The 20829-nt window shown below is 59.7% G+C and carries 18 protein-coding genes; 7 read left to right on the top strand and 11 right to left on the bottom strand.

Going from position 1 to position 20829, the window contains the following annotated elements; genetic code table 11:
* Positions 1–56: 56 nt before the first annotated feature.
* The gene (locus IPK17_RS07225) at positions 57–1034 is read right to left on the bottom strand and encodes an LLM class flavin-dependent oxidoreductase (RefSeq protein ID WP_343417006.1); all 978 of its coding nucleotides are present in this window, start codon (positions 1032–1034) and stop codon (positions 57–59) included.
* A 1017-nt stretch (positions 1035–2051) separates the two neighbouring features.
* On the opposite strand from IPK17_RS07225, the gene IPK17_RS07220 reads away from it, so the two are divergent.
* The gene (locus tag IPK17_RS07220; protein WP_343417005.1) at positions 2052–3401 is read left to right on the top strand and encodes a cytochrome P450; all 1350 of its coding nucleotides are present in this window, start codon (positions 2052–2054) and stop codon (positions 3399–3401) included.
* Between the two features lie 65 nt (positions 3402–3466).
* Here the strand turns inward: IPK17_RS07220 and IPK17_RS07215 are convergent, their stop codons facing one another.
* Positions 3467–4180 carry a methyltransferase family protein gene (locus IPK17_RS07215; RefSeq protein ID WP_343417004.1) on the bottom strand — a complete coding sequence of 238 codons (714 nt, stop codon included), beginning with the start codon at positions 4178–4180 and terminating at the stop codon, positions 3467–3469.
* 305 nt (positions 4181–4485) lie between these two features.
* On the opposite strand from IPK17_RS07215, the gene IPK17_RS07210 reads away from it, so the two are divergent.
* The 3 genes from IPK17_RS07210 (at position 4486) to IPK17_RS07200 (ending at position 9278) form a co-directional block, all read left to right on the top strand.
* A complete protein-coding gene (locus tag IPK17_RS07210) occupies positions 4486–5784 on the top strand; it encodes an ABC transporter substrate-binding protein (protein WP_343417003.1) in 1299 nt (432 codons plus the stop codon).
* Positions 5785–6248: 464 nt separating this feature from the next.
* Positions 6249–7931 carry a carbohydrate ABC transporter permease gene (locus IPK17_RS07205; protein WP_343417002.1) on the top strand — a complete coding sequence of 561 codons (1683 nt, stop codon included), beginning with the start codon at positions 6249–6251 and terminating at the stop codon, positions 7929–7931.
* Between the two features lie 105 nt (positions 7932–8036).
* Positions 8037–9278 carry a carbohydrate ABC transporter permease gene (locus tag IPK17_RS07200; RefSeq protein ID WP_343417001.1) on the top strand — a complete coding sequence of 414 codons (1242 nt, stop codon included), beginning with the start codon at positions 8037–8039 and terminating at the stop codon, positions 9276–9278.
* A 296-nt stretch (positions 9279–9574) separates the two neighbouring features.
* On the opposite strand, the gene rpsD is transcribed toward IPK17_RS07200, so the two are convergent.
* The 6 genes from rpsD to IPK17_RS07170 all read right to left on the bottom strand — a co-directional run bounded on the left by rpsD (position 9575) and on the right by IPK17_RS07170 (position 13372).
* Positions 9575–10201, bottom strand: coding sequence for a 30S ribosomal protein S4 (rpsD, locus tag IPK17_RS07195; protein WP_343417000.1), 627 nt, complete (start codon positions 10199–10201; stop codon positions 9575–9577).
* A gap of 87 nt (positions 10202–10288) precedes the next feature.
* Positions 10289–11107: a 16S rRNA (cytidine(1402)-2'-O)-methyltransferase gene (gene rsmI / locus IPK17_RS07190; protein ID WP_343416999.1), complete on the bottom strand. Its 819-nt coding sequence runs from the start codon at positions 11105–11107 to the stop codon at positions 10289–10291.
* Positions 11108–11212: 105 nt separating this feature from the next.
* Entirely contained in the window at positions 11213–11560 is a 348-nt protein-coding gene (locus tag IPK17_RS07185; protein ID WP_343416998.1) for a ferredoxin family protein, read from the bottom strand.
* A 153-nt stretch (positions 11561–11713) separates the two neighbouring features.
* Positions 11714–12445 (bottom strand): Crp/Fnr family transcriptional regulator, encoded by a 732-nt coding sequence (locus IPK17_RS07180; protein ID WP_343416997.1) that lies wholly within the window; start codon positions 12443–12445, stop codon positions 11714–11716.
* Positions 12446–12508: 63 nt separating this feature from the next.
* The gene (locus tag IPK17_RS07175) at positions 12509–12748 is read right to left on the bottom strand and encodes a hypothetical protein (RefSeq protein WP_343416996.1); all 240 of its coding nucleotides are present in this window, start codon (positions 12746–12748) and stop codon (positions 12509–12511) included.
* Between the two features lie 159 nt (positions 12749–12907).
* Positions 12908–13372, bottom strand: coding sequence for a hypothetical protein (locus tag IPK17_RS07170; protein WP_343416995.1), 465 nt, complete (start codon positions 13370–13372; stop codon positions 12908–12910).
* Positions 13373–13483: 111 nt separating this feature from the next.
* Here IPK17_RS07170 and IPK17_RS07165 point away from each other — a divergent pair, with 111 nt between their 5' ends.
* The 3 genes from IPK17_RS07165 (at position 13484) to asnB (ending at position 17681) form a co-directional block, all read left to right on the top strand.
* Positions 13484–14887 carry a lipopolysaccharide biosynthesis protein gene (locus IPK17_RS07165; RefSeq protein WP_343416994.1) on the top strand — a complete coding sequence of 468 codons (1404 nt, stop codon included), beginning with the start codon at positions 13484–13486 and terminating at the stop codon, positions 14885–14887.
* Positions 14874–15647, top strand: a complete 774-nt coding sequence (locus IPK17_RS07160; RefSeq protein WP_343416993.1) for a methionine biosynthesis protein MetW — start codon at positions 14874–14876, stop codon at positions 15645–15647. The genes IPK17_RS07165 and IPK17_RS07160 overlap by 14 nt, the downstream gene beginning before the upstream one ends.
* A 90-nt stretch (positions 15648–15737) precedes the next feature.
* Positions 15738–17681: an asparagine synthase (glutamine-hydrolyzing) gene (gene asnB, locus IPK17_RS07155; RefSeq protein ID WP_343416992.1), complete on the top strand. Its 1944-nt coding sequence runs from the start codon at positions 15738–15740 to the stop codon at positions 17679–17681.
* Positions 17682–17782: 101 nt separating this feature from the next.
* Here the strand turns inward: asnB and hydA are convergent, their stop codons facing one another.
* From hydA to IPK17_RS07140, 3 genes are all read right to left on the bottom strand, one after another.
* Positions 17783–19258 (bottom strand): dihydropyrimidinase, encoded by a 1476-nt coding sequence (gene hydA, locus IPK17_RS07150; RefSeq protein ID WP_343416991.1) that lies wholly within the window; start codon positions 19256–19258, stop codon positions 17783–17785.
* A 78-nt stretch (positions 19259–19336) separates the two neighbouring features.
* The gene (locus IPK17_RS07145; protein WP_343416990.1) at positions 19337–19720 is read right to left on the bottom strand and encodes a four helix bundle protein; all 384 of its coding nucleotides are present in this window, start codon (positions 19718–19720) and stop codon (positions 19337–19339) included.
* A 17-nt stretch (positions 19721–19737) separates the two neighbouring features.
* Complete coding sequence (locus IPK17_RS07140) at positions 19738–20739, bottom strand: TIGR03842 family LLM class F420-dependent oxidoreductase (RefSeq protein ID WP_343416989.1); 1002 nt, start codon at positions 20737–20739, stop codon at positions 19738–19740.
* Positions 20740–20829: the final 90 nt, after the last annotated feature.

Genomic DNA, 20829 nt, shown 5'->3' with positions numbered 1-20829 from the left:
ATCCACTGCCCTAGGGGAGGGGAGCTTGCCCTCGCCCTTGGGGGATTGAGGGTGGTTTATGGATGGATAACCTGTTCAATCGCATCTAACCCGGCGCGACCAAGCAGTTCCGGCACCAGAATCACCTGCTCCGCGCCCGCGTCCAGCAGCCGCTGAATGCTCGCCGCGCACTCGGCAGGCGTGCCGACGATGCTCATCTCACGCACCCATGCTTCCGGCAGTTCCTGCTTCAAATCAGCCCCACGCGCACGCAGCGCGTCGAGTTCAGCATCAATGCCGAGCGCGGCCGTATAGGCGTTGTTGCCATACGACAACCAGTCGCCGAGCAGAGGACGGACCCGCGCAACCGCCGCCGCGCCGTCAGTGTCCACGGCGAAGTACATGTAGACTTTGAGCACATGGGGCGCGCCCGCGCGTCCGGCGGCGGCCTGCCCCTGCGCGATCTGCGCCTGGGCCCAGCGTACGTAAGCGAGCGAAGCCTGCTCCGCTAGCAGCGTGCCATCGGCGCTGCGCCCGGAGGCCATCAGCGATTTGACACTGCGCACGCCGAGCAGCACGGGGGGCACATGCGCGGGCGGGAATTCCAGTTTGACGTTGTCGAGGTGGACATGCTCGCCGTGGAAGGTCACGTTTTCGCCCGCCAGCAGCCGCCGCACGACCTCCGCCGTCTCGCTGATGGCGGCGAGCTGCGACTTCGGAAACGCGCCGATCTGCTGCATCCACTCGGTGACGCCGTGACCGATCCCCGGAATGAAGCGCTTCGGATAGATGCGCGCCAGCGTGGCGAATTCCATCGCCGTGAAAGCGGGGTTCCGCGCCACCGCGGGCACAATCCCCAAGCCGACGTGAATCCGGTCAGTGCACGCCAGCGCCACTGCCGCCGACGCGATCCCGCTGGCGTAGAAGCAGTCCTCGACCACCCAGAGCTCGTTCAAGCGGAGGAATTCGGCGTGGCGGGCGAACTGCGGCAGCAGTTCCGGCGGGTTTTCGCGCCGAAACATCACGCCGACCTGGGATTTTAAGGTATTGGGCATGCAGATAATCCTTTGGGATGAATGTATAAATTGGCCTCAGTATAGCGCATTGGGCGCGGGCGAAATCAAAGATGAAGTTGCCTCGGGATACTTAGGCGCGTGTATCATCTCCTATCAGGGACGCAGCAACGGCGCGTCCGGGTTCCGCTTACCACACAAGGCGCTTGACGCTGTAGCAAAATCAGAAAACATTGTTGTGCACATCGAGGTTTTGCGTTATGTCACGGGCGGGATGCGCTGGTGCGTCGTCCCTACAATATCCTGATCGTAAAACATCCCTTTTTCCTTTTGCAGTTGAGAGTTTAATTCCGTTGTTAAAACGTTGTGTGTGCGAGTTCTAGTCTATGAGTTCTTTACCGCAGCGAAAATCACCTCGGTTACAGGGCTACGATTACAGTTCGAGCGGAGCCTATTTCATAACAATCTGTACCTACCAGCGTTCACATCTACTTGGTGAAATCACCGACGGTGAGATGCTACCCTTCAACCGCAGGCTTTGTTACATCGCAGCTCGGAAAGTTGGCTACGGGAGTTGCCTGATCATTACTGCCGATGTGTCGATTGATGCGTTTGTCGTAATTTGTACCAAACCATAGCTACACGGTATTTCTGGTTTCTTTGGACGTAAAACCGTTACAAGAGCGCTTGGCTTGCATTCGCTACTGCTTGGAACCTGAGTAATAAATGCTTTCAAAGGAGCAGTGACCGCGCAAGTTCGGGCCGTGAACGGTGCTGAGACGGTAGTCTGGCAAGGACGCTATCATGATCACATTATTCGCAGTGAAACGGAATTGAGCGTTTTGAGGGCTTACATCGAAGCTAATCCTATAACGTGGACACAGGATCAGTTTTACGCCGTCAATTTATAGGGAAGGGTAACGGCGCATCTCTCAAAGCGGAATTTATGGTGTGTGGCTGTAAGAGCTAACGTTTGTGAAATTTAGTACTTGCCAAATTTTATGAATCCTCATATGCTCTATTTGTTCAACAATTCACAAGAGCATAAGGATACCTGCCATGACCGCGCAGCCACGCAGCCCACAAGGTCACTTCTTGCTGGGCAATCTGAGTGACTTCACCCGTGACACGCTCGCTTTCCTGCTCGACGTGCGCCAGTACGGCGATCTCGTCAAATGGAAGTTCGGGCCGTTTCCCGCCTATATCGTCAACTCGCCCGCGCTGATGCATCAGATGCTGGTCGCGGATGCCGAACACTACGACAAAGACCGCACCAGCCGCGTGATCCTCAACCCGGTGTTGGGCGAAGGCGTTTTCACCTCCAACGGTGACTTCTGGAAGAAGCAGCGCAAGCTGGTCGCGCCATCCTTCCACACGAAGCGCATCGGCGCATATGGCGAGGTGATGGTCGATTACGCCAATCGCCTGGTCGCCAAGTGGGAAGATGGCGACACGCTCATCATCGATCACGAGATGACCGCGCTGACGATGGAAGTCATCAGCAAAACATTGTTTGATGCGCAGGTGGGCGCGGAAACTGAAGAAATCAGCGAACAGATCACGATTCTGCTGGAAGTCCTCAATCACCGCTTCAACAGCCTGTTCCCGACGCCGCTGTGGGTGCCGACGCCGGAGAACCGCGCCTTCAAGCGGGCGATTGCCAAGCTGGATGAGATTGTGGCGCGCTTCGTGGCGCAGTGGCGCGCGGCGGGCGTCGACAAGGGCGATCTGCTCTCGATGCTGCTGCAAGCGCGGGATGATGACGGCAATCCGATGAGCGACAAGCAGGTGCGCGATGAAGCGGTCACGCTGTTTGGCGCGGGGCACGAGACGACCTCCAACGCGCTGACGTGGGTCTGGTATCTGCTGTCACAGAACCCGGATGCGGAAGCCAGGCTGCACGACGAACTGGCGCGCGTGCTCGGCGGGCGCAATCCGCGCATGGAAGACCTGCCGAATTTGCCCTATACCGAAATGGTCGTCAAAGAGGCCATGCGCCTGTATCCGCCCGCGTTCGCGGTGGTGCGCGAGGCGAACACTGACGTAGAACTCGGCGGGTATACGCTGCCCAAGGGGAGCATCATCATGGGTAACATTTACGGCATCCAGCGGGATGAGCGCTACTTCCCGAACCCCGACCGCTTCGATCCCGACCGCTTCAGCGCGGACAACGAGAAGCAGATTCCCAAATACGCCTATCTGCCGTTTGGCGGCGGGCCGCGTGTGTGCCTCGGCAACGCCTTCGCCATGATGGAAGCGCGGCTCGTGCTGGCGACCATCGCGCAGAAATACAGCCTGGCGCTCGCGCCCGGTCACCCGGTGATCCCCCAGCGCGTGTTCACGCTGCGCGCCAAGCACGGCGTGAAGATGGTCGCGCACCAGCGCGAAGCGATCCCCGTGTTGGCGTAGCAGTTATCAGTCAACAGTTCACAGTGAACAGCCAAAACAGGTTGTCACTGTGAACTGATAACTGTTTACCACACCCCCGGCAGCAGGCGATAGCGCGTGTGCTGCGCGTAGTCGGCGTAGCCGGGCAGTTCCGCTTGCAGGGTGCGATCTTCGAGGGATGTGCGCACCACGAACAGCACCGCCGCAATGATCGACGGGACAAACGCCCACAGCGATCCGAGCATCAGCGGCGTGACGATCTGAAAGAGGATCGCGCCGACGTAACCGGGATGGCGCACATAGGCATAGGGGCCGCCCGTCGCGACCTGATGACCGCGTTCCGTCTGAATGCGCACCGTCGCGGAGAAGAAATTGTTCGCGAGCATGGCCCACGTCGTGATCAGGTAGCCGACGATGAACAGCCCCGTGCCGACGATCATCCAACCGAGCGACAACGGCGTCGACCACCCATTGCGGTAGTCCAGCCCGGCGATCACCCACGTCAGAATCGGCATGAGCAGCGCGGCCAGCATCACCAGCCACACGTCCCACTTCTTTGAGCCGGCCTGCAGCTTGGAGCGTTCCGCGATCAGCTCGGGGACGCGCCGGGTGAGCACGCTGATATTGAAGATGGTGATCACGCTGTAGGCGATCAACTGCAGCCAACCGCCCAACCATCCCAGCGTACCCGCCGGGACGAAGAGGAAGAAAGCCAGCATGAACAAAAAGGAGATTTGCTTGCGCGTCCAGGTGTGGACGGCCGTTTGCACTTCAGTTTGCGAAAGGGTGTTTGTCGCCACGTTGTTTCCCCCTTGTGAACGACTTAACAAACACATCTTTCGATCTTACGCCTGCTCTATAACGGCGTCATCCCCCCAGTAATAGGGGTGCGGCTCAAGCATGAGCGCCCGGATACTCCGGACTTCTCCGACCTTCCCCTGCCCAAAATGGCGCTACCCAGATCACGCAATTGATATAGATGAATAAAATTAGCACTGTGCATTCTAACTGAATCACTGCGCTGAATATTTATGCGGGTCGAATTCTGTGCTACTCTTCGTGACGCATACAACACACTTGTTGTTTACTTTTGAGGAGTAGTGTCATGTCTAAGCGTTTTATCAGCCTTCTGCTTCTCGCCAGTCTGGTGATCGGCTTCGGCGCCTCCGTTGTGAGCGCGCAGGACGGTGTCAACCTGACTTGGCGCACTCGCCCGGATAATCAGGCGGAAATTGATGTCTATACCGCCCTCAGCCAGTCGATTGACGAAGCCTGGGACGGTGTGAATCTCGAATATCAGGCCGGCGGTACGGAAACGTCGGGTTATCAGGACACCCTGTTGGCGGAACTGGCGGCGGGCACGGCGCCAGATGTCTTCTGGATCCCCGGCGCGGATTTGGCGAGCTTCGCCAGCCGCGGCGTGCTGCTCAACCTGAATGATCTGGCGGCGGCGGACAGCGCGTTCGATGCCAGCATCTTCTATCCGCAGCAGGTGGCGGAACTGACCTACAACGCGGAAACCGACAGCAACGAAGGCGCGCTGTGGGGTCTCCCGCGTGATGCGTCCGCGATGGCGCTCTACTACAATCAGGATCTGTTTGACGAAGCTGGCATCCCCAACCCGCAGGAACGTCTGGAAGCGGGCGAATGGACGTGGGAACAGTTCAAGGAAGATGCCGCGGCGATCACCGAACTGGGTGATGGCATTTACGGCTACGGCATGAACGCGTGGTGGGGCAACTGGGAACTGTTCATCAATGCGGCAGGCGGCAGCTACTTCACCGAAGGCCGTGATGCGTGCAACCTGAACAGCCCGGAAGTCGAAAACGCGCTGACCTTCATGCGCTCGCTGTATGAAGACGGCGTGGCTGTCCCCTACGGCACCGACAGCGAACCGCCGTTCCTTGCGGGGCAGGTCGGTATGTTCCTGAATGGCCGTTGGGCGACCCCCGGCACCATTGCGCAAGCTGAATTTAACTGGAATGTGGCGGAAGTCCCGGCGGGTCCCGCGGGCCAGAGCAACTTCCTGTTCTGGGGCGCCTATGTCGTCAATGCGAACACCGCGCACCCGGAAGAAGCGTGGCAGCTCCTGCAGCAGTTGACCAGCCTCGACGCGCAGCAGCAGGTGTCGGCGCTCGGCGCGAACTTCCCGAGCCGTCAGGGTGAAGAAGCCCTCGCCGCCGTCATGGAAAACTTCCCTGACCTGAACAACGCGGCGTTCACCAACGCCATTGCCAACTACGCGGTCGCGGAAGCCCCGCTGTGGAAGGGCGACTTCGGCCAGATCAACTGGAACACGGTTGAACCGGCGATCACGCAGGTGCTGTCGGGCGAACTGGCCCCCGCCGATTTCACCGCGAACATCTGCGGTCAGATCGAACAGTACTTCACCAGCGGCAGCTAACGAGACGTTTTAGCTCCACCGGTGTCATAGACAAGCATGGACAAGGCATGCCTTGCCCCTACGCAAGCAGGATTGGTAGGGACGAGGCATGCCTCGTCCTTTAATACCCGAAAAATCCATTCGCTTGCGCCTGTGTCGGGACACGGCACAGCGGGAGCTGGGTTGGACAGCGTGATCTTATCAGCCTCACCTCCTCCCTTCCTCGTTGGGTTGATGGTGGGACACTTTTAACAATTGAGGGATTCGTAGGGACGCGCAACAGGGCGTCCGCCGGATTGAGGCACAACGGACGCGCCGTTGCGCGTCCCTACGAATAGCGTTTTCCCTCGAACCAGCGCCGTAATGGTGCATCATGTTAGACCTGTCCTGCGGTGAACCGTTCGGAGATGGAGAATTTCCCCGGGAAAACCCCTCACCCTTGGGAGAGGGGTTTGGGGTGAGGCGAACTAAAAAAGGACTCCTTAATGGCAGCAACAACCAATATCACTTTAAATAAGCAGACGTCCGGCGAACGCGTCACCCCCGGCCTGATCTTCGTGCTGATCTGGCACGGGGTCGTCGGGCTGGGGCTGCTGTTCGGCGCGGCGCAGTTGTGGCAGGTCGAAGCGTTCTTCAACCTCGGCACATTCGTGCCGCGCTTCCTCGGCGTGGCGTTGATCGCGCTGGCGGCGGTCATGTTCGGCACGATTCCGCTGTTGTATCGCCTGCACAACGGCGCGCGCTTGATCGGCATTATCTTCAACTTCTTCGGCTTTGCGCTGGCGCTGCTCCTGTTCGGCCACTTGATCGGCCTGTACCTCGGCATCGACGATCTCGCCCGCGGGCTGTTCCAGAATGCGCCGCTGCTGCTCGGTTTCCCGGTCGGCTATGGTCTGGTGTGGCTGGCGCGCCGATTTGCGGAAGATTCGACGCCGCGTGTGCGGCTGGAGCAGATCGGCTTGGGCGTGATGATGCTCGCGCTGATCGTCATCCTGTGGCAGTCCGGTTTGGCGAATTCGATTGGCACGCTGATCAGCTCGTTCACACGGGTCGATGTGCTGGCCGCGTTTGCCGCGCTCTTCGTCTTCCTCGCGGCGGGCACGGTGCTGCTGCGTCAGGGCGACCGCTTCGGCGAGACGATCCTGCAGCGTGAGGCGTGGCAGGGCTGGCTGTTCCTCCTGCCGAACTTCGTCAACTTCATGCTGTTCTTTGCGCTGCCGCTGCTGCTCTCGTTCTACCTCAGCTTCACCGACTACGCGGGCGTCGGCAACACGCCGCCCAACTTCATCGTGTTTGACAATTACGCGCGCATGCTCAGCCTCGACGCGGCCATCATCACGCCGGAGCAGAACCTGCAGGACTTCGTGCGCCCCAATCACTTCGAGATCGCCCGGATTGCGCTCGGCGATCAGGCGCTGGTGCTGGCGGCGCGCGATCCGCTGTTCTGGCAGAGCCTGATGACGACCTTCCGCTACTGCGTGCTGCTGCTGATTCTGAGCATCCCGACGGCGCTCGGGCTGGCGCTGCTGCTCAACGCGAAAATCCCCGGCATGCAGTTCTTTCGCGCCGTGTACTTCCTGCCGTCGATTGCGGCGGTCGTCGGCGTGGCGCTGATCTGGCAGTGGCTCTACAACCCGATCATCGGCTACATCAACTATGCGATCACGGGGCTGGTCACGGGGCTGAACAGCACGTTTGGCACGAACATCACCGATCCGGCTATCGCATGGATGACCGACGAGAACATCATGCTGCTGTCGGCGGTGATTATGGCGGCGTGGCAGATCATCGGCTTCAACGCGGTGATTTTGCTGGCGGGTCTGCAAGGCGTCCCCAAAGAAGTCATGGAGGCGGCGACCGTCGATGGGGCGAACGGGTGGACGCGCTTCCGCAAGATTCTGCTGCCGCTCATCGCGCCGACGACGTTTTTCGTCACGGTGACGACGCTCATCAGCGGCTTGCAGGCGTTCACCGAGATGTTCGTGTTGTTCGGCAACAGCACCAGTAATGCCCGCCTGACGACCGTCTTCTACCTGTATCAGCAGGGCTTCCAGCGCTTCCAGATGGGCTATGCCTCGGCGACGGCGTGGGTGTTGTTCGCGGTGATCTTCGTGATCACGCTGATTCAGTTCCGGCTGTCGTCCAGCAACCGCGCGTATTCAGATTAAAAGCCCGACCCCTCCCCGAATTCAGGGAAGGGGGCAGACTGACTCGCCGCGCTCAACTCGTGTGCGCACAATGTTATGGGGTGAGGGTGGATAAAGGATGAACTTATGGCTGCTTTTGCAAGTGACTCCGGGTTTTCCCGTGACCGTGCGTATACCATCCGCGTGTGGGTGACGCGCATCCTGATCTACGCGCTGCTGATCGTCGTGGCGTTCTTCATGCTGTTCCCGTTCATCTACATGGTGACGACCTCGCTCAAGACCGCCAATGATGTGTTCCACAGCCCGCCGCGCCTGTTCCCGTACTCGCCTGTGACGACCGTGTACAACAATGAGGTTGTGCCGCTCTACAACATTGACGGCAAGGCGCTCGTGCTGGCGGAAGAAGGCATCCGCTTCGATTTCTTCACCACCGCCGACCGCATCAACCCCGAAGCGGCGCGCCAGAGCGAAATCCTCGTGCAGCTCCCCGCTGACACCGCCACGGCAACGGGCGCAACGGTCACGGTGGGCGACGACGATTACGAGGTCTACACCGTCACCCTAGCCGATGGCTCGACGCAGGAACTGCTGCGCGCCTACAGCGGCGGCTTAGGGCGCTTCGTCGATCCGAACGATGCGAGTGTCGAAGCGTTCGCCAATGTGCGCACCGCCGAACAGGCCGAAGTCGTGCAGTTCAACTGGGAGAACTACAACGCGGTGCTCACGCTCAACAACCTCAACCGCTCGCTGATCAACACGGCGGTCGTCACGCTGCTGGTGACCATCGGGCAAGTGATCACGTCGCTGCTGGGCGGGTACGCCTTTTCGCGCATGAACTTCCGCGGTAAAGATGCGGTCTTCCTCGTCTACCTCGGCACGATCATGATCCCGTTCGTCGTGCTCATCATCCCGCTCTATCAGTTGATGGTGATGATCGGGTGGCAGGATCGGCTGGCGTCGCTCATCATCCCGTGGATCTTCACCGCGTACGGCACCTTCCTCATGCGCCAGTTCTTCATCACGATCCCCAAGGATCTCGAAGAAGCCGCGCTGCTCGATGGCTTGAGCCGCCTCGGCATTCTGCTGCGCGTGTTCGTGCCGCTCAGCGGCGCGGCGATTGCCACGCAGGCGATCATCACGTTTCTGTATGCGTGGAACAGCTTCATCTGGCCGCTGATCATCATCGGCGACAGCCCGATTGAAAATCATGTGGTCACGCTGTCGCTCAATACGCTCAAGAATGCGGCGGCCAGCGAGCCGAATCTCGTGCTGACGGGCGCGGCGGTCGTCATTTTGCCACCGCTGATCCTGTTCATCCTAGCGCAGCGCTATTTCGTGGAGGGCATCGCCAACACGGGCATGAAGTAGGCGACCCCACCCCCAGCCCCTCCCCGAGTTCAGCTGACGGAGGGACAGTTTTAACATTGGGAACCATTAAGGCACGGCTCCCCTTCTCCCCGCTTGCGTGGGAGAAGGGGTCGGGGGTTGAGGGGTTTATTGGATACCTATTGCATCCCTAAAAATACATTCTTCTCGTAGGGACGCCTAACGGGACGTCCGCTTCTCCTTCATGCTTTTCTCCACACTGACCAAAACCGTCCGCCATCTTGAATCAAAAAACGGGATCATTCGATCCCGTTTTAAGGTCTGAATTCGCTGTGGTCTTACGTCAAACGCGTGTAGTATTCGACGATGAGCTGTTCGCGCACGGGCACGGGAATGTCGGTGCGTTCCGGCAGGTTGAGCAGGGTCGCGCTGAACGCGGCCTTGTTGACCGTCAGATACGGCAGGTTGTTGGCGACGCTTTCCATCGCTTCGAGCACATGCACGTTGGTGCGCATGTTTTCCTTGACGCTGATGACCATGCCCGGGTTCATCTGGAACGACGGGAGGTCGACGCGCTTGCCATCGACGAGGATGTGACCGTGCTTGACGATCTGCCGCGCCGCCCAAATGGTCGCCGCGAAACCCGCGCGATAGACGAGGTTGTCCAGGCGGCGTTCGAGCAGGCGGAGCAGGTTTTCACCGGTGTTGCCCGACTGACGACGCGCGCGCAGGAAGTAGCGACGCATCTGCGCTTCGCGCACATTGAAAATGAAGGCCAGCTTCTGCTTTTCGTTGAGCTGCATGCCAAAGTCGCTGCGGCGACCGGAACGGAACTGCTTTTCCTTGCCATGATCGCCCGGCGGGAAACCGCGCTTCTCAACGATTTTCTGATACTTCGTGCGGGGCACCAGGACTTCCCCGAAACGACGTTGAACTCGTGCTTTTGGTCCGTGATAAGACGCCATTAAAGTCCTCGTAAAAAATAGGCGTGCAGACACGCCCACAGACGGAATTGCTTCGTATTGTAACGATTTTGGGTAAGAAAACTAGGGTCAGTTGTCCAGTCCGAGCGCGTAAACGGATCGCCTGTCCCAGCCAGACTCCGCTGCGACCGCCTTCGCGGCCACTTTAAGCGGTTCCCCTGCGGCTCGGCGGACTTCTAACGCCGCGCGCACGCGGTCTTCGTCCCACGTTTCGATCACCCTGGGCGGCGCGCCCCCGACGATGATGACGATCTCGCCGCGCGGCGGCTGCGCCCGGTAATGCGCCGCGATCACGCTGAGAAGTCCGCGCTGAAATTCTTCATGCAGCTTGGTGATCTCGCGCGCGACGCACGCCGGGCGGTCGCCGAGCGCTTCGGCTAACGCCGCCAACGCTTCGACCAGCCGATTCGGGCTTTCGTAGAGGATGAGCGTGCGCGGTTCGTCGACGAAGGGCGCGAGGAAATCCGCCCGCGCTTTGTCTTTTTTGGGCAGAAAGCCGAGATAGATGAAGCCATCGGTCGGCAGACCCGAGGCCACCAGCGCTGTGATCGCCGCGCTCGCCCCCGGCAGCGGCTCGATTTTCACGCCGCGCGCCACCGCTTCCCGGATCAGCTCGTAGCCGGGGTCGTTGATGCCCGGCGTTCCCGCATCGGAGACGAGCGCGACATCGCCGTCTGCCAGCGCGGCGAAGATGGCATCCAGCTTGGTCAGCTTGTTGTGCTCGTGATAGCTGGTCAGCGGCGTGTCGATCTCGAAGTGCTTGAGCAGAAAGCGCGTGGTGCGCGTATCTTCGGCGGCGATCAGCTTGACGGACTTGAGCACGCGCAGCGCCCGCAGGGTGATGTCTTCGAGGTTGCCTATCGGCGTCGGGACGATATAAAGAGTCATCAGTTCACAGTGGTCAGTTGACAGTCACCGAATTGTAGCGGAAATAAAAACAGTTCACAGCCATTTTTAACTGTGAACTGTTCACTGTTGACTGTCAGCGATGAATTACAGCGCGTCGTAGCCGGGGCCGCTCGCGAAGAAGTCGTAGTTGGGCTGAATATCGGCGGTCAGGTCGAAGACTTCGCCGCCCGCGTATTCAACTTCGGCCTTGGTGTCGAACGGAATACGCTTCTGGCCCGCGGCCATCGTGTAAGCGGTCGGCACTTCTTCCTGAATGAAGATCGCTTCGTACGGGCATTCCGGAATGCACGCGCCGCAGTCGATGCAGGTGTCGGGGTCAATGAAGTACCAGGGCCATTCGGCTTCGGGCTGGCCAGCGACGATGCATTCCACCGGGCAAACGAGCTGACAAGCGCCATCGCGCAGGCACAGGCTGGTGATAATATGGGTCATGGAAAAAGTTCCTCACTATGTCGAATTTAACGATGTAGCCGACACTATACTCCGCTTTAACCGCCGAATCTGTAACTTTTGTTGGATTTGAAAATGAGATTTAACGAAGTGTATTCGTGAAATTACGCACCGATAGAATTAGTTTAACGTCGGTTAAATTTCGACGATGCCGATGCCGGGGATTTCGTTGGTTTCGGCGAGATGCGCCAACCCAGCGCGATCCACAATGTAGACCGTGCGCCCCACTTTTTTGAGCAAGCCCGCGTTCACCAGACTCCGCAGCGCCCGCCCGACGACTTCGCGCGTGGTGCCGAGAATCGAGGCGAGGTCTTCCTGTGTGAGCGAGGATGGCGTCTCGGCGATCTGGTCGCCATACATGGTTTCGTGCAGGTAGAGTTTGGCGAGGCGCGAGGGAATGGTGCGGAAGGTCATGTCTTCGAGGCGTTCCAGATATTCGCGGTTGAGATGCGCCAGCGCCGCGACTGCTTTATTCAGCAAAACCGGGTCAGACGCCATCCACGTGCGGAGCGCCGCGTGCGGAACCACGCGCACCTCGACATCGGTGACCGCCGCCGCATTGAACGGGTTCGCGCCGCCATCGACCGCCGCCACCTCGTTGAACATCGATGGGGGGCGCAGCAGGCTCAGCGTGTGCAGGCGGCCTTCGGCGTTCAGGCGGTAGATGCGCACCAAGCCGTTGAGCACGACGTGCAAACCGGAACACGTTTCCCCTTCCGCCAGGATGACCGCACCTTTCTGGTAGAGGTGGCGATGCGCGCACGCGTCGATCCGCGCGAGGGAATCCGCGTCCATTTCCGCGAACAGCGGGATCATCGTCCAACTGAACGCCGGATTGGTCGTGAGGGGGGATTTGCGAGTAGACATGAATCAATTGGAACACAAAACGCACAGGGGATCAATTGTGATTTAGGAGATGTTCAGGTGGGGTTATTCGTCATCATCACTCCACAACTCGTCGAGCGAGACGAACTCGCCGCGTAGGGCTTCACGCATCCCCTGCTTGATACCAGCACGGATTTCCTCAAGGGTTGGTTCATCGGCATCCAGTTCGATGAGGGCCTTCAGGTAGGCATTGACATCGTCAAAGCCCCGGGCCTGCGCCCGCGCCTTGATTTGTTCCTCTTCTTCTTCAGTGACGCGAAGTACCAAATTAATCATATCCGCCACGGTTTGCGCCTCCTGCTCTATGCTCATTGAAACACAAACTGGTTGCCGAATCAACAGGTTTTCAGTAGTGGAAGAGAGAGCCTTAACCACAAAGCGGGGTGGGTGACGTTGCAAACGGTGCGAAAAGAATCAGTGAAACCCTTTGAAACGTGAACGAGCTTAAGCAGCGAGTTGTCTTTCTCCACAGTAAGGACAGCAGTACTCCAATCGTTTCCCTTGCCGGTCATACTTGGCCTTTTTGCGATCTTTCTTGAAAGCAGCGGAGTTTTTATAGACCGTAATGACGCATTCACCACAGGGACAGAGTACGACCGTCACGTCGCTCAAGCGCCAATAGCTGCGCGCGAGCGACTCGTCCGACGGAAAATGATCCCGCCGCATCTGGCAAAAAATCACTCCAGCGTTATGTAAACGATAGCCATACCGGCAGATGAAGGTAATCTCATCCGCCGAAAAATGTCGACTAGCGGCACGGTCAGTGGCATGCAGACTCATGATCAAGGTCTGTAGCTCCCTTTCGTTACCCGTCGCCCACCCCGGTTTGTTGTTAAAGAGCACTAAGTCGCCCGCATAACAGGCGCTTATGATGGCTAATTCTATGAGATTCCAGCGCCAAAATTGCACCGCGGATCCGAATTTCTTGTGAAAATTTCTGGGTCTGTCCATGTGTGCCCGGGACTACCCATCCCGCGCGCGCCTCGTTACAATGGGCATATGCTCTGGAAAGGTAGCCATTTGATCGCTCGTGCCCGTGCCCTGCTCGCCCGTCGGTTCATTCAAGATACGCTGATCCTGCAGGCGGGTAAAATTGGCAGCGTGATCCTCAGCCTGATCTCGTCGCTGCTGGTGTGGCGCTTGATGGGCGCGCACGATTTCGGCATCTACGGCTGGGCGCAGACCTTCCTCGGGTTGTGGCTGGCGCTCGACCTGACCGGGATCGGCCCGAGCACCGGGACGCGCCTCGCCATGGCGATTGGCGCGCGCGACGACCGCGAAATCCTCAATTTGATGGCCTTCTACATGCAGGTCACGCTGACGTTCACGCTCGGCCTCGTCACGCTGATTCTGCTGCTCAGCCCGATGATCACCGACGCGTGGTATGGCGACCGGCACATTGGCGAACTGGCGGGGCTGCTCTCGCTCGGCTTGATCGCCGACGATTTCTATATGCTGGTGACGACTTCCCTGCAAGCGCGCCGCTCTATGAAAACGCTCGCCCTCATGCAGAATGCTAACCAGTTCGTGCTGACCACGTGCTTGATCGCCGCCGTGCTCATCAGCCCGACGCCCGAAGCGCTGGTGATCGGGCGGCTCGTCTACTCGTATTCGACGCTGCTCATGGCGCTGATTGTGTATCACCGCACGCGCACGCGGGGTGATCTCCCGTTTCCGCCGCTCGTCACCGTGATGAAGCGGACGCGCACGCTGTCCCCGCGCCCGTACTGGAAGTTCGGCGTGGCGAATGCGCTGGACAAGAATGTCACGGCGCTGTTCTCGCAAATCCCCATGCAGATCGTCGGCGTGGTCGGCGGGGCGTCGGCGGTCGGCTATTTGACGCTGGCGAGCGCGGGCATCGCGCAGGCGAGCGTGCTGTCGTCGGCGGTCTTCGACAACATGCAGGCGGTCGTGCCGCAAATGGTCGGGCGCGGCGATTATGTCGGCCTGCGCCGCAACTTCCTGCGCGTGCTGATCGCGCTGATCGTGCTGGCGGTCGTGTTTTACGGCGTGGTCGCCGTCGCCGCGCCGATCTTCATCCCGCCGCTGCTCGGCGCGGAATGGATTCCGGCAATTGCGCCGCTGCTCGTGCTGTGCGTGTACGGCGTGATCACCGGGTTTGGCGGGGTGTTCGGGTCGCTGTATCGCTCGTTCAATCTCGTGTGGAAAATTGTCGCCGCCAAAGTCGTCACGCTGGCGATCATGCTGCCGCTCGGGGCGGTGCTGCTGCTCACGGGCACACAGACCGCGCTGCGCCCCTACGGTGAGATCGCCGCGCAGGTCATCCCGGCGCAGTATCTGGTCAGCGATGCGGCGGCGACGGGCGGCGCGCTGACCATCGTCGGCATCTACGCGCTGTCTGTCACCCTGACCGCCATCATCACTTTGCCTGTGTTAGAGAAGAAAGCCCATGAGAACGCTTAAAGACGCGCTGCTGCGCTCCCCCCTGCGCCTGATCTACGTGTGGTTTGCCAACCGCTACCGCGAAATCCGCCGCCTGTTCCTCTACCCGGATACCGCTCATGTCGGCATGACCGACTATGACGCCTACTGGGATTCCAAGTTTGAGGACAAGGCGGGACACATGGGCGTCTGGCGGCTCAAGCGGGCGCAGGTCTTCGCGCAGATTGTCACCAAAGGTGACTCGGTGCTCGACCTCGGCGTGGGCGATGGGGCGCTGCTCAAGTACCTGATCGACGAGCGCGGCATCGACGGCTACGGGCTGGATGTTGCGCCGAAAGCGGTCGAGTTCTGCCAATCGCAGGGCTTGAAGGTCGAATTGGCCGACGTAAACCGCCCGATTGGCGATGCGGTCGCCGCCTACTTCCCCGGCGTGACGCAGTTCGACTATATCATCCTCTCGGAGATCATTGAACATTTGCCTGACCCCGAAAGCCTGCTCAACGCGCTGCGCCCGGTCGCCCGCAAGGGGATCATCGTGTCGATTCCGAACACGGGCTACGTATATCACCGCCTCCGGCTGCTGTTGGGACGTTTCCCGCTTCAGTGGATTGTCACGCCCGGCGAACACCTGCGTTTCTGGACACGCACGGACTTTCACTGGTGGGCGCGGCAGATGAAATTTCGGATTGCCCGGGAGTTTCCCTATGTCGGTGCGCCGGGGCTGAAAGAGGTGTGGCCGTCGCTGTTCGCCGCGGCTTTCGTCTACTGGTTGGTCGAATAAACGAAGATTTAACACGATCGGAACTGTTTCGCATATAAAAGCGTATATATAATTGAAAGATATACGCCACCAGATTGTGATCCCCTCGGTATGTGCGGAATTTTTGGACAATTGCATCCCACGATCGCCGACCCCGCTCTCATCCACCGCATGGCCCGTCGTTTAGCGCACCGTGGCCCGGATGGTTACGGCATCCATCATGATGGGGTTTTGGCGTTTGGCGCTGGCCGACTCGCGATCATCGACCTCGGCGCGCCCGCCGGGGCCATCTTCAATGAAGACCGCTGTGTGAGCGTCGTCTTCAACGGAGAGATCTACAATTACAAGGCGCTCCGCGCCGAACTTGAACAGCTTGGGCATGTATTTGCCACTAAAACCGATACCGAAGTGATCGTCCACGGCTACGAGGCGTGGGGCGTGGATATGCTCACGCGGCTGCGCGGCATGTTTGCCCTCGGCGTGTGGGATCAAGCGAAGGCGCGGCTGCTGCTGGCACGCGATCGGCTGGGCGAAAAGCCGCTCTACTATACGCGTCTCGACAGCGGCGAACTGTTGTTTGCGTCCGAAGCGAAAGCGCTGTTCGAGCATCCGGGTGTTGTCCGCGGGGTGAATCACGCGGCGCTGCCCGCTTATCTGACGCTCGGCTATGTGCCGCCGCCGTTGACGCTGTTTGCCGGGATCGAGAAGCTGTGCCCCGGCCAGTATCTGATCAGCGAACATGGGGCGCTGCGCAAAGGGTTGTACTGGCAGCCCACGGTCGATACCAGCCACGCGCCGGAGTATCCCGAAGCGGTCAAACTGGTGCGCGCCAAGCTGATCGAAACGGTCGAAGCGCAGATGATGAGCGATGTGCCCATCGGCGCATTCCTGAGCGGCGGCGTCGATTCGTCGGCGGTCGTGGCGATCATGACGCAGGCAACTGGCCAGCCCGTGCAAACCTTCACCGTCGGCTATGAGGCGGACGCGGGCACGCAGTATGACAAGAAATTCAATCAGGATGTGGAGTACGCGGCGGAAGTATCGCGGGCGCTCAAAACCAAGCACCACCTGATCAAGCTGAAGGCCAACGATGGCGGCGTACTGGCCAGCCTCGTCACCCGGCTGATCTACATGCTCGACGAGCCGATCACCGATGCGACGGCCATCCTCAACGCGTATGTCTCAGCATTGGCGCGCATCAATCGCATCCCGGTGCTGCTGAGCGGCGATGGCGGCGACGAATTGTTCGCCGGGTACAACCACTATGCAATGGATCAGGTGCTGGATCGCTACCTGAGTATCCCGCGGGTGCTGCGCGCCAGTGTGCTCACGCCGCTGCTGGAACGCCTGAACGGTCCGCACTTTGAGAATGCGCGCAAGCTGGCGAAGAAATCGCACAGCACCGACCCGGCACGGCGCTACCTCGAATGGCTGCGCTGGCTGGAACCGGAGCGCGGCGCGGAACTGCTGGCGCAGCCCGACGGCGGCTTTGAAGCGGTGGCCGCGCAGCTGCGTCCGGTGCTCGCCGAACCGCGCCGCGCGACCTTCACTGACCGGATCGCCTACGCGGATTTGCGTCTGCGCCTGCCTGAATACTGGAACTGCCGCGTCGACAAGATGTGCATGGCCATGAGCATCGAGTCGCGCGCGCCGCTGCAGGATTATCAACTGGCGGAACTGGCGCTCACGCTGCCGCTCAACTACAAGCTGCGCGACGGGCGCACGAAAGCCGTGTTCAAAGATGCGCTGCGCGGCTTGGTGCCGGAAAGTGTGCTCAAGCGTTCGAAGTGGGGCTTCAATCCGCCGACCTCGCGCTGGATGCGTACGCTGCTGCGCCCGCTGGTCGAGCAGACGCTCACGCGCGAGCGGGTCGAGGCGGCAGGCGTGTTCCGCTATGACGTGGTGCAGCGCCTGATCCGTGAGCACATCCATGAGGAAAAGTACGAGATGCATGCGCTGTGGACGGTGCTGATCTTCCACCTGTGGCACGCGCAGTACATCGATGGGAGTATTGCGCCGCAGCTAATCACCGCGGACGAGGTGTACGCAGGGTAAAGGCCCAACCCACCACCAGCCCCTCCCCAAACCGAGTTTGTTTTCGTAGGGACGCGCAACGGCGCGTCCGTTACACGTCCCTACAATTCTAGAATTCCAGCTTACAGCACAGGCGCATACGGCGCGCGCGGGACGTATTTGCCGCTGCCGTTGACGCCGTGCCAGCCGTTCTCGTCGAGCAGGCACACGCCGCGCTGGTACACGATCACCGGCACGCCTTCGACTTCCGTCCCTTCGAACAGGTTGTAGTCGCAGCGCATGTGATGTGTCTTGGCGCTGAGGACGTGCTTCTTGTGCGGGTCCCACACGCAGATATCCGCATCCGAACCGACCGCGATCGTGCCCTTCTTCGGGTACATGCCGAAGATGCGCGCGGGGTTGGTGCAGTTGAGTTCGACGAAGCGCTGCGGCGTCAGTTTGCCGCCGTTCACGCCCGCGTGCCACAGCATGACCATGCGGTCTTCGATGGCGGGGAGGCCATTCGGGATCTTGGCGAAGTTGCCCTTGCCGAGTTCCTTGCCGGGACGGCGGTAGGTCGGATCCTGCGCTTCATAGGCCGCCCAGTCGCCGCCGTTGTGCGCCGCCGCCCATTCCTGCCACGGACCGACGCCGCCTTCAAACCAGAAATCGCAGTGATCCGTGCTCACGACCTGCAGCGTACCATCTTTGACCGCCTGCCACAGCACCTTCTGATCGTGCTTGGTGCGGATGGGCGGCGAGCATACATACTTCGAGCCGTGGAAGTTGGGCTGCGCCATGTGTTCGTCGACCGTCATGAAGAAGTACTGCACGCACGTTTCGCCCATCACCGGGTAGCCGAGCGCGCGCCCCCGCCGCAGCGCTTCGACGGCGCCTTCGTTGGTCATGTGCACGACGTACAGCGCGCAGCCGCTCTGTCCGGACATCATCACCGCGCGGTTGGTCGCTTCCGCTTCGACTTCCGCCGGGCGGGACGCCGCATGGTAGACGGGGTCGGTCTTGCCCTCTTCGAGCAGCTTCTTGGTCAGTTCGACCACGACATCGCCGTTTTCGGCGTGCACCATGACGATCATGCCGTTCTTTTCGGCCTGCTGCATGGCGCGGAACAGCGTCGCATCGTCCACCTGATACACGTTCTTGTAAGCCATGAACAGCTTGAGGCTGGTGATGCCTTCTTCGACCATCGTCGGGATTTCGGCCATCACGTCTTCGCGCAGGTCGGTGATCGCCATGTGGAAGGCATAGTCGATTTGCGCCAGCTTGGCCTTCTGCTGCCATTCCTTGAGGCCATCGTGCAGCGAACCGCCCTTCGGCTGAATCACGAAGTCGATGTGCATGGTCGTGCCGCCGTAGGCCGCCGCCTTATGCCCGGTGTCGTAGTCGTCGTTGCTGTACGTGCCGCCGAACGACAGATCGAGGTGGGTGTGCACGTCAATACCGCCGGGCAGCAGGTACTTGCCCGTACAGTCGACGATCGTGTGGCCGTCGGTGGGGATGTCCCGCCCGAGCAACGTGACGATTTCGCCTTCGACCAGCACATCGGCGCGGGTCATTTCGCCCGCGGTGATGACTGTCCCGTATTTAAAGAGTGTTCCCATGTTTGTCTCCTTTGTTGAAAAGTAACGAGTAATGAGTGATGAGTAATGAGGCGAAACGCTGCCTACTCACCTGTTATGCTACCCATTACCCGATTTCCTTTGTCTCTCGACTGAGGCACGTAAACCGCCAATAACGCGGCCTACTTCCTCTGCCTGCTTCATAAGTAGATCGAATTGAGCTTTCGTCAGATAACCGATGTCAAAAGCAACATACAACTGTGAACGTACCTCAGCACAAGATGCTTTCGCAATGCACAAGAATCGGTAGAAATCACCCGGATTACCGCGTTCGTAACCCTCAGCAATGTTAGACATGATCGAGACAGCTGCCCGCTGTATCTGTCCAGCCAAACCGAAATCCCTTGCGAACCGTTCCTCACGAGTCATCTCGTAGATAGCTTTCGTCAATTGTCGCGCTTTTTGCCACGCAATCAAATCTTCGAAGCGCTCAATCTGACTCATCACTCATTACTCATCACTTACTTGAAGCGCGGCAGCACGTGCTGCGCGTATTCTTCGACGATGCGTTCTTCGTCGCCGCACATCAGGTAAATGTTGAACTGCGTCACGCCGACGCTTTCCAGTTCGCGCATCTTGGCGACCTGCGCGTCGACATCGCCGAGCACGCCGAAGCTGTCGATGATCTCATTGCTGATGAAACCGAGGTGATCGGCGTTCTTGTCGGCGTGGTGGCGATAGTCGTAGCCCTTGCGCCCTTCGATGTAGTCGGTGAGGCGCTTGGGGACGGATCCGCCTTCCTTGCCGTAGCGTTCGACCAGATCGGCGACGTGGTTGCCGACCATCGCCGGGAACCAGCGGGTGTTGGCGCGCGCCGTCGCCATGTCGCCGACCCACACGGGCGCGGCGGACATCACGTTGAAGGTGGACATATCGCGGCCAGCGGCCTTGCCCGCTTCAATGGCCTGATCGGTGAACCACTTGACGAGGAACGGATCGGCGAGCTGGATGATGAGGCCGTCGGCGTGCTGCCCGGTCGCGGTGAGGGCTTTCGGGCCATAGGCGGCATACCACACGGGCAGATCAAGGCCGGGCGCCCACGGAATTTGCACCGGGGCGAGGTCTTGCTCATACTGCACGCTCTCGCCCTTCACCATCTTCTTGACCGCATCGCCGAATTCGACCAGCGTTTCGATGGTCAGCGGCTTCTGCCCGAGCACGCGCCGCGAACTGTCGCCGCGCCCCGCGCCCATCACGACGCGCCCGCCGCTCTGAATGGCGAGCGTCGACCACAGGCTGGCCTGCACCGACCAATCGCGCACGCCGGGGTTGGTCACGCACGTGCCAAACTTAATCTTTTCGGTGTGTTCGGCGCACATCGCCATCGTGACGAAGCATTCGCGCCACAACACATGGGAATCAAAAAACCAGGCATGCGTGAAACCGGCTTGCTCCGCCATCTGCACGAGCTTCACGGTGCGCTTGGGATCAATATCACCTTTAAATGTAATTGCGAATTCCATGTGTAACCCTTTCTCTGTGATAAGCCGCTTTGTGTTTAAGGACTGAGGGCTAAGGACTGAGGACTGAGTGACAAACAAAACTATTGCAGT

Source organism: Candidatus Flexifilum breve, assembly GCF_016713355.1.
Note: the sequence above shows the minus strand (reverse complement) of the source record. Positions and strands in the feature narration are given on the sequence as shown.

Excerpts from the sequence above, each read along its gene's own strand:
- IPK17_RS07185 (WP_343416998.1), bottom strand. The coding sequence starts at position 11,560 with ATGACCCATATTATCACCAGCCTGTGCCTGCGCGATGGCGCTTGTCAG.
- hydA (WP_343416991.1), bottom strand. The coding sequence starts at position 19,258 with ATGGGAACACTCTTTAAATACGGGACAGTCATCACCGCGGGCGAAATG.
- IPK17_RS07200 (WP_343417001.1), top strand. The coding sequence starts at position 8,037 with ATGGCTGCTTTTGCAAGTGACTCCGGGTTTTCCCGTGACCGTGCGTAT.
- IPK17_RS07220 (WP_343417005.1), top strand. The coding sequence starts at position 2,052 with ATGACCGCGCAGCCACGCAGCCCACAAGGTCACTTCTTGCTGGGCAAT.
- asnB (WP_343416992.1), top strand. The coding sequence starts at position 15,738 with ATGTGCGGAATTTTTGGACAATTGCATCCCACGATCGCCGACCCCGCT.
- IPK17_RS07140 (WP_343416989.1), bottom strand. The coding sequence starts at position 20,739 with ATGGAATTCGCAATTACATTTAAAGGTGATATTGATCCCAAGCGCACC.
- IPK17_RS07210 (WP_343417003.1), top strand. The coding sequence starts at position 4,486 with ATGTCTAAGCGTTTTATCAGCCTTCTGCTTCTCGCCAGTCTGGTGATC.
- IPK17_RS07225 (WP_343417006.1), bottom strand. The coding sequence starts at position 1,034 with ATGCCCAATACCTTAAAATCCCAGGTCGGCGTGATGTTTCGGCGCGAA.
- rpsD (WP_343417000.1), bottom strand. The coding sequence starts at position 10,201 with ATGGCGTCTTATCACGGACCAAAAGCACGAGTTCAACGTCGTTTCGGG.
- IPK17_RS07180 (WP_343416997.1), bottom strand. The coding sequence starts at position 12,445 with ATGTCTACTCGCAAATCCCCCCTCACGACCAATCCGGCGTTCAGTTGG.
- IPK17_RS07205 (WP_343417002.1), top strand. The coding sequence starts at position 6,249 with ATGGCAGCAACAACCAATATCACTTTAAATAAGCAGACGTCCGGCGAA.
- IPK17_RS07160 (WP_343416993.1), top strand. The coding sequence starts at position 14,874 with ATGAGAACGCTTAAAGACGCGCTGCTGCGCTCCCCCCTGCGCCTGATC.
- rsmI (WP_343416999.1), bottom strand. The coding sequence starts at position 11,107 with ATGACTCTTTATATCGTCCCGACGCCGATAGGCAACCTCGAAGACATC.
- IPK17_RS07145 (WP_343416990.1), bottom strand. The coding sequence starts at position 19,720 with ATGAGTCAGATTGAGCGCTTCGAAGATTTGATTGCGTGGCAAAAAGCG.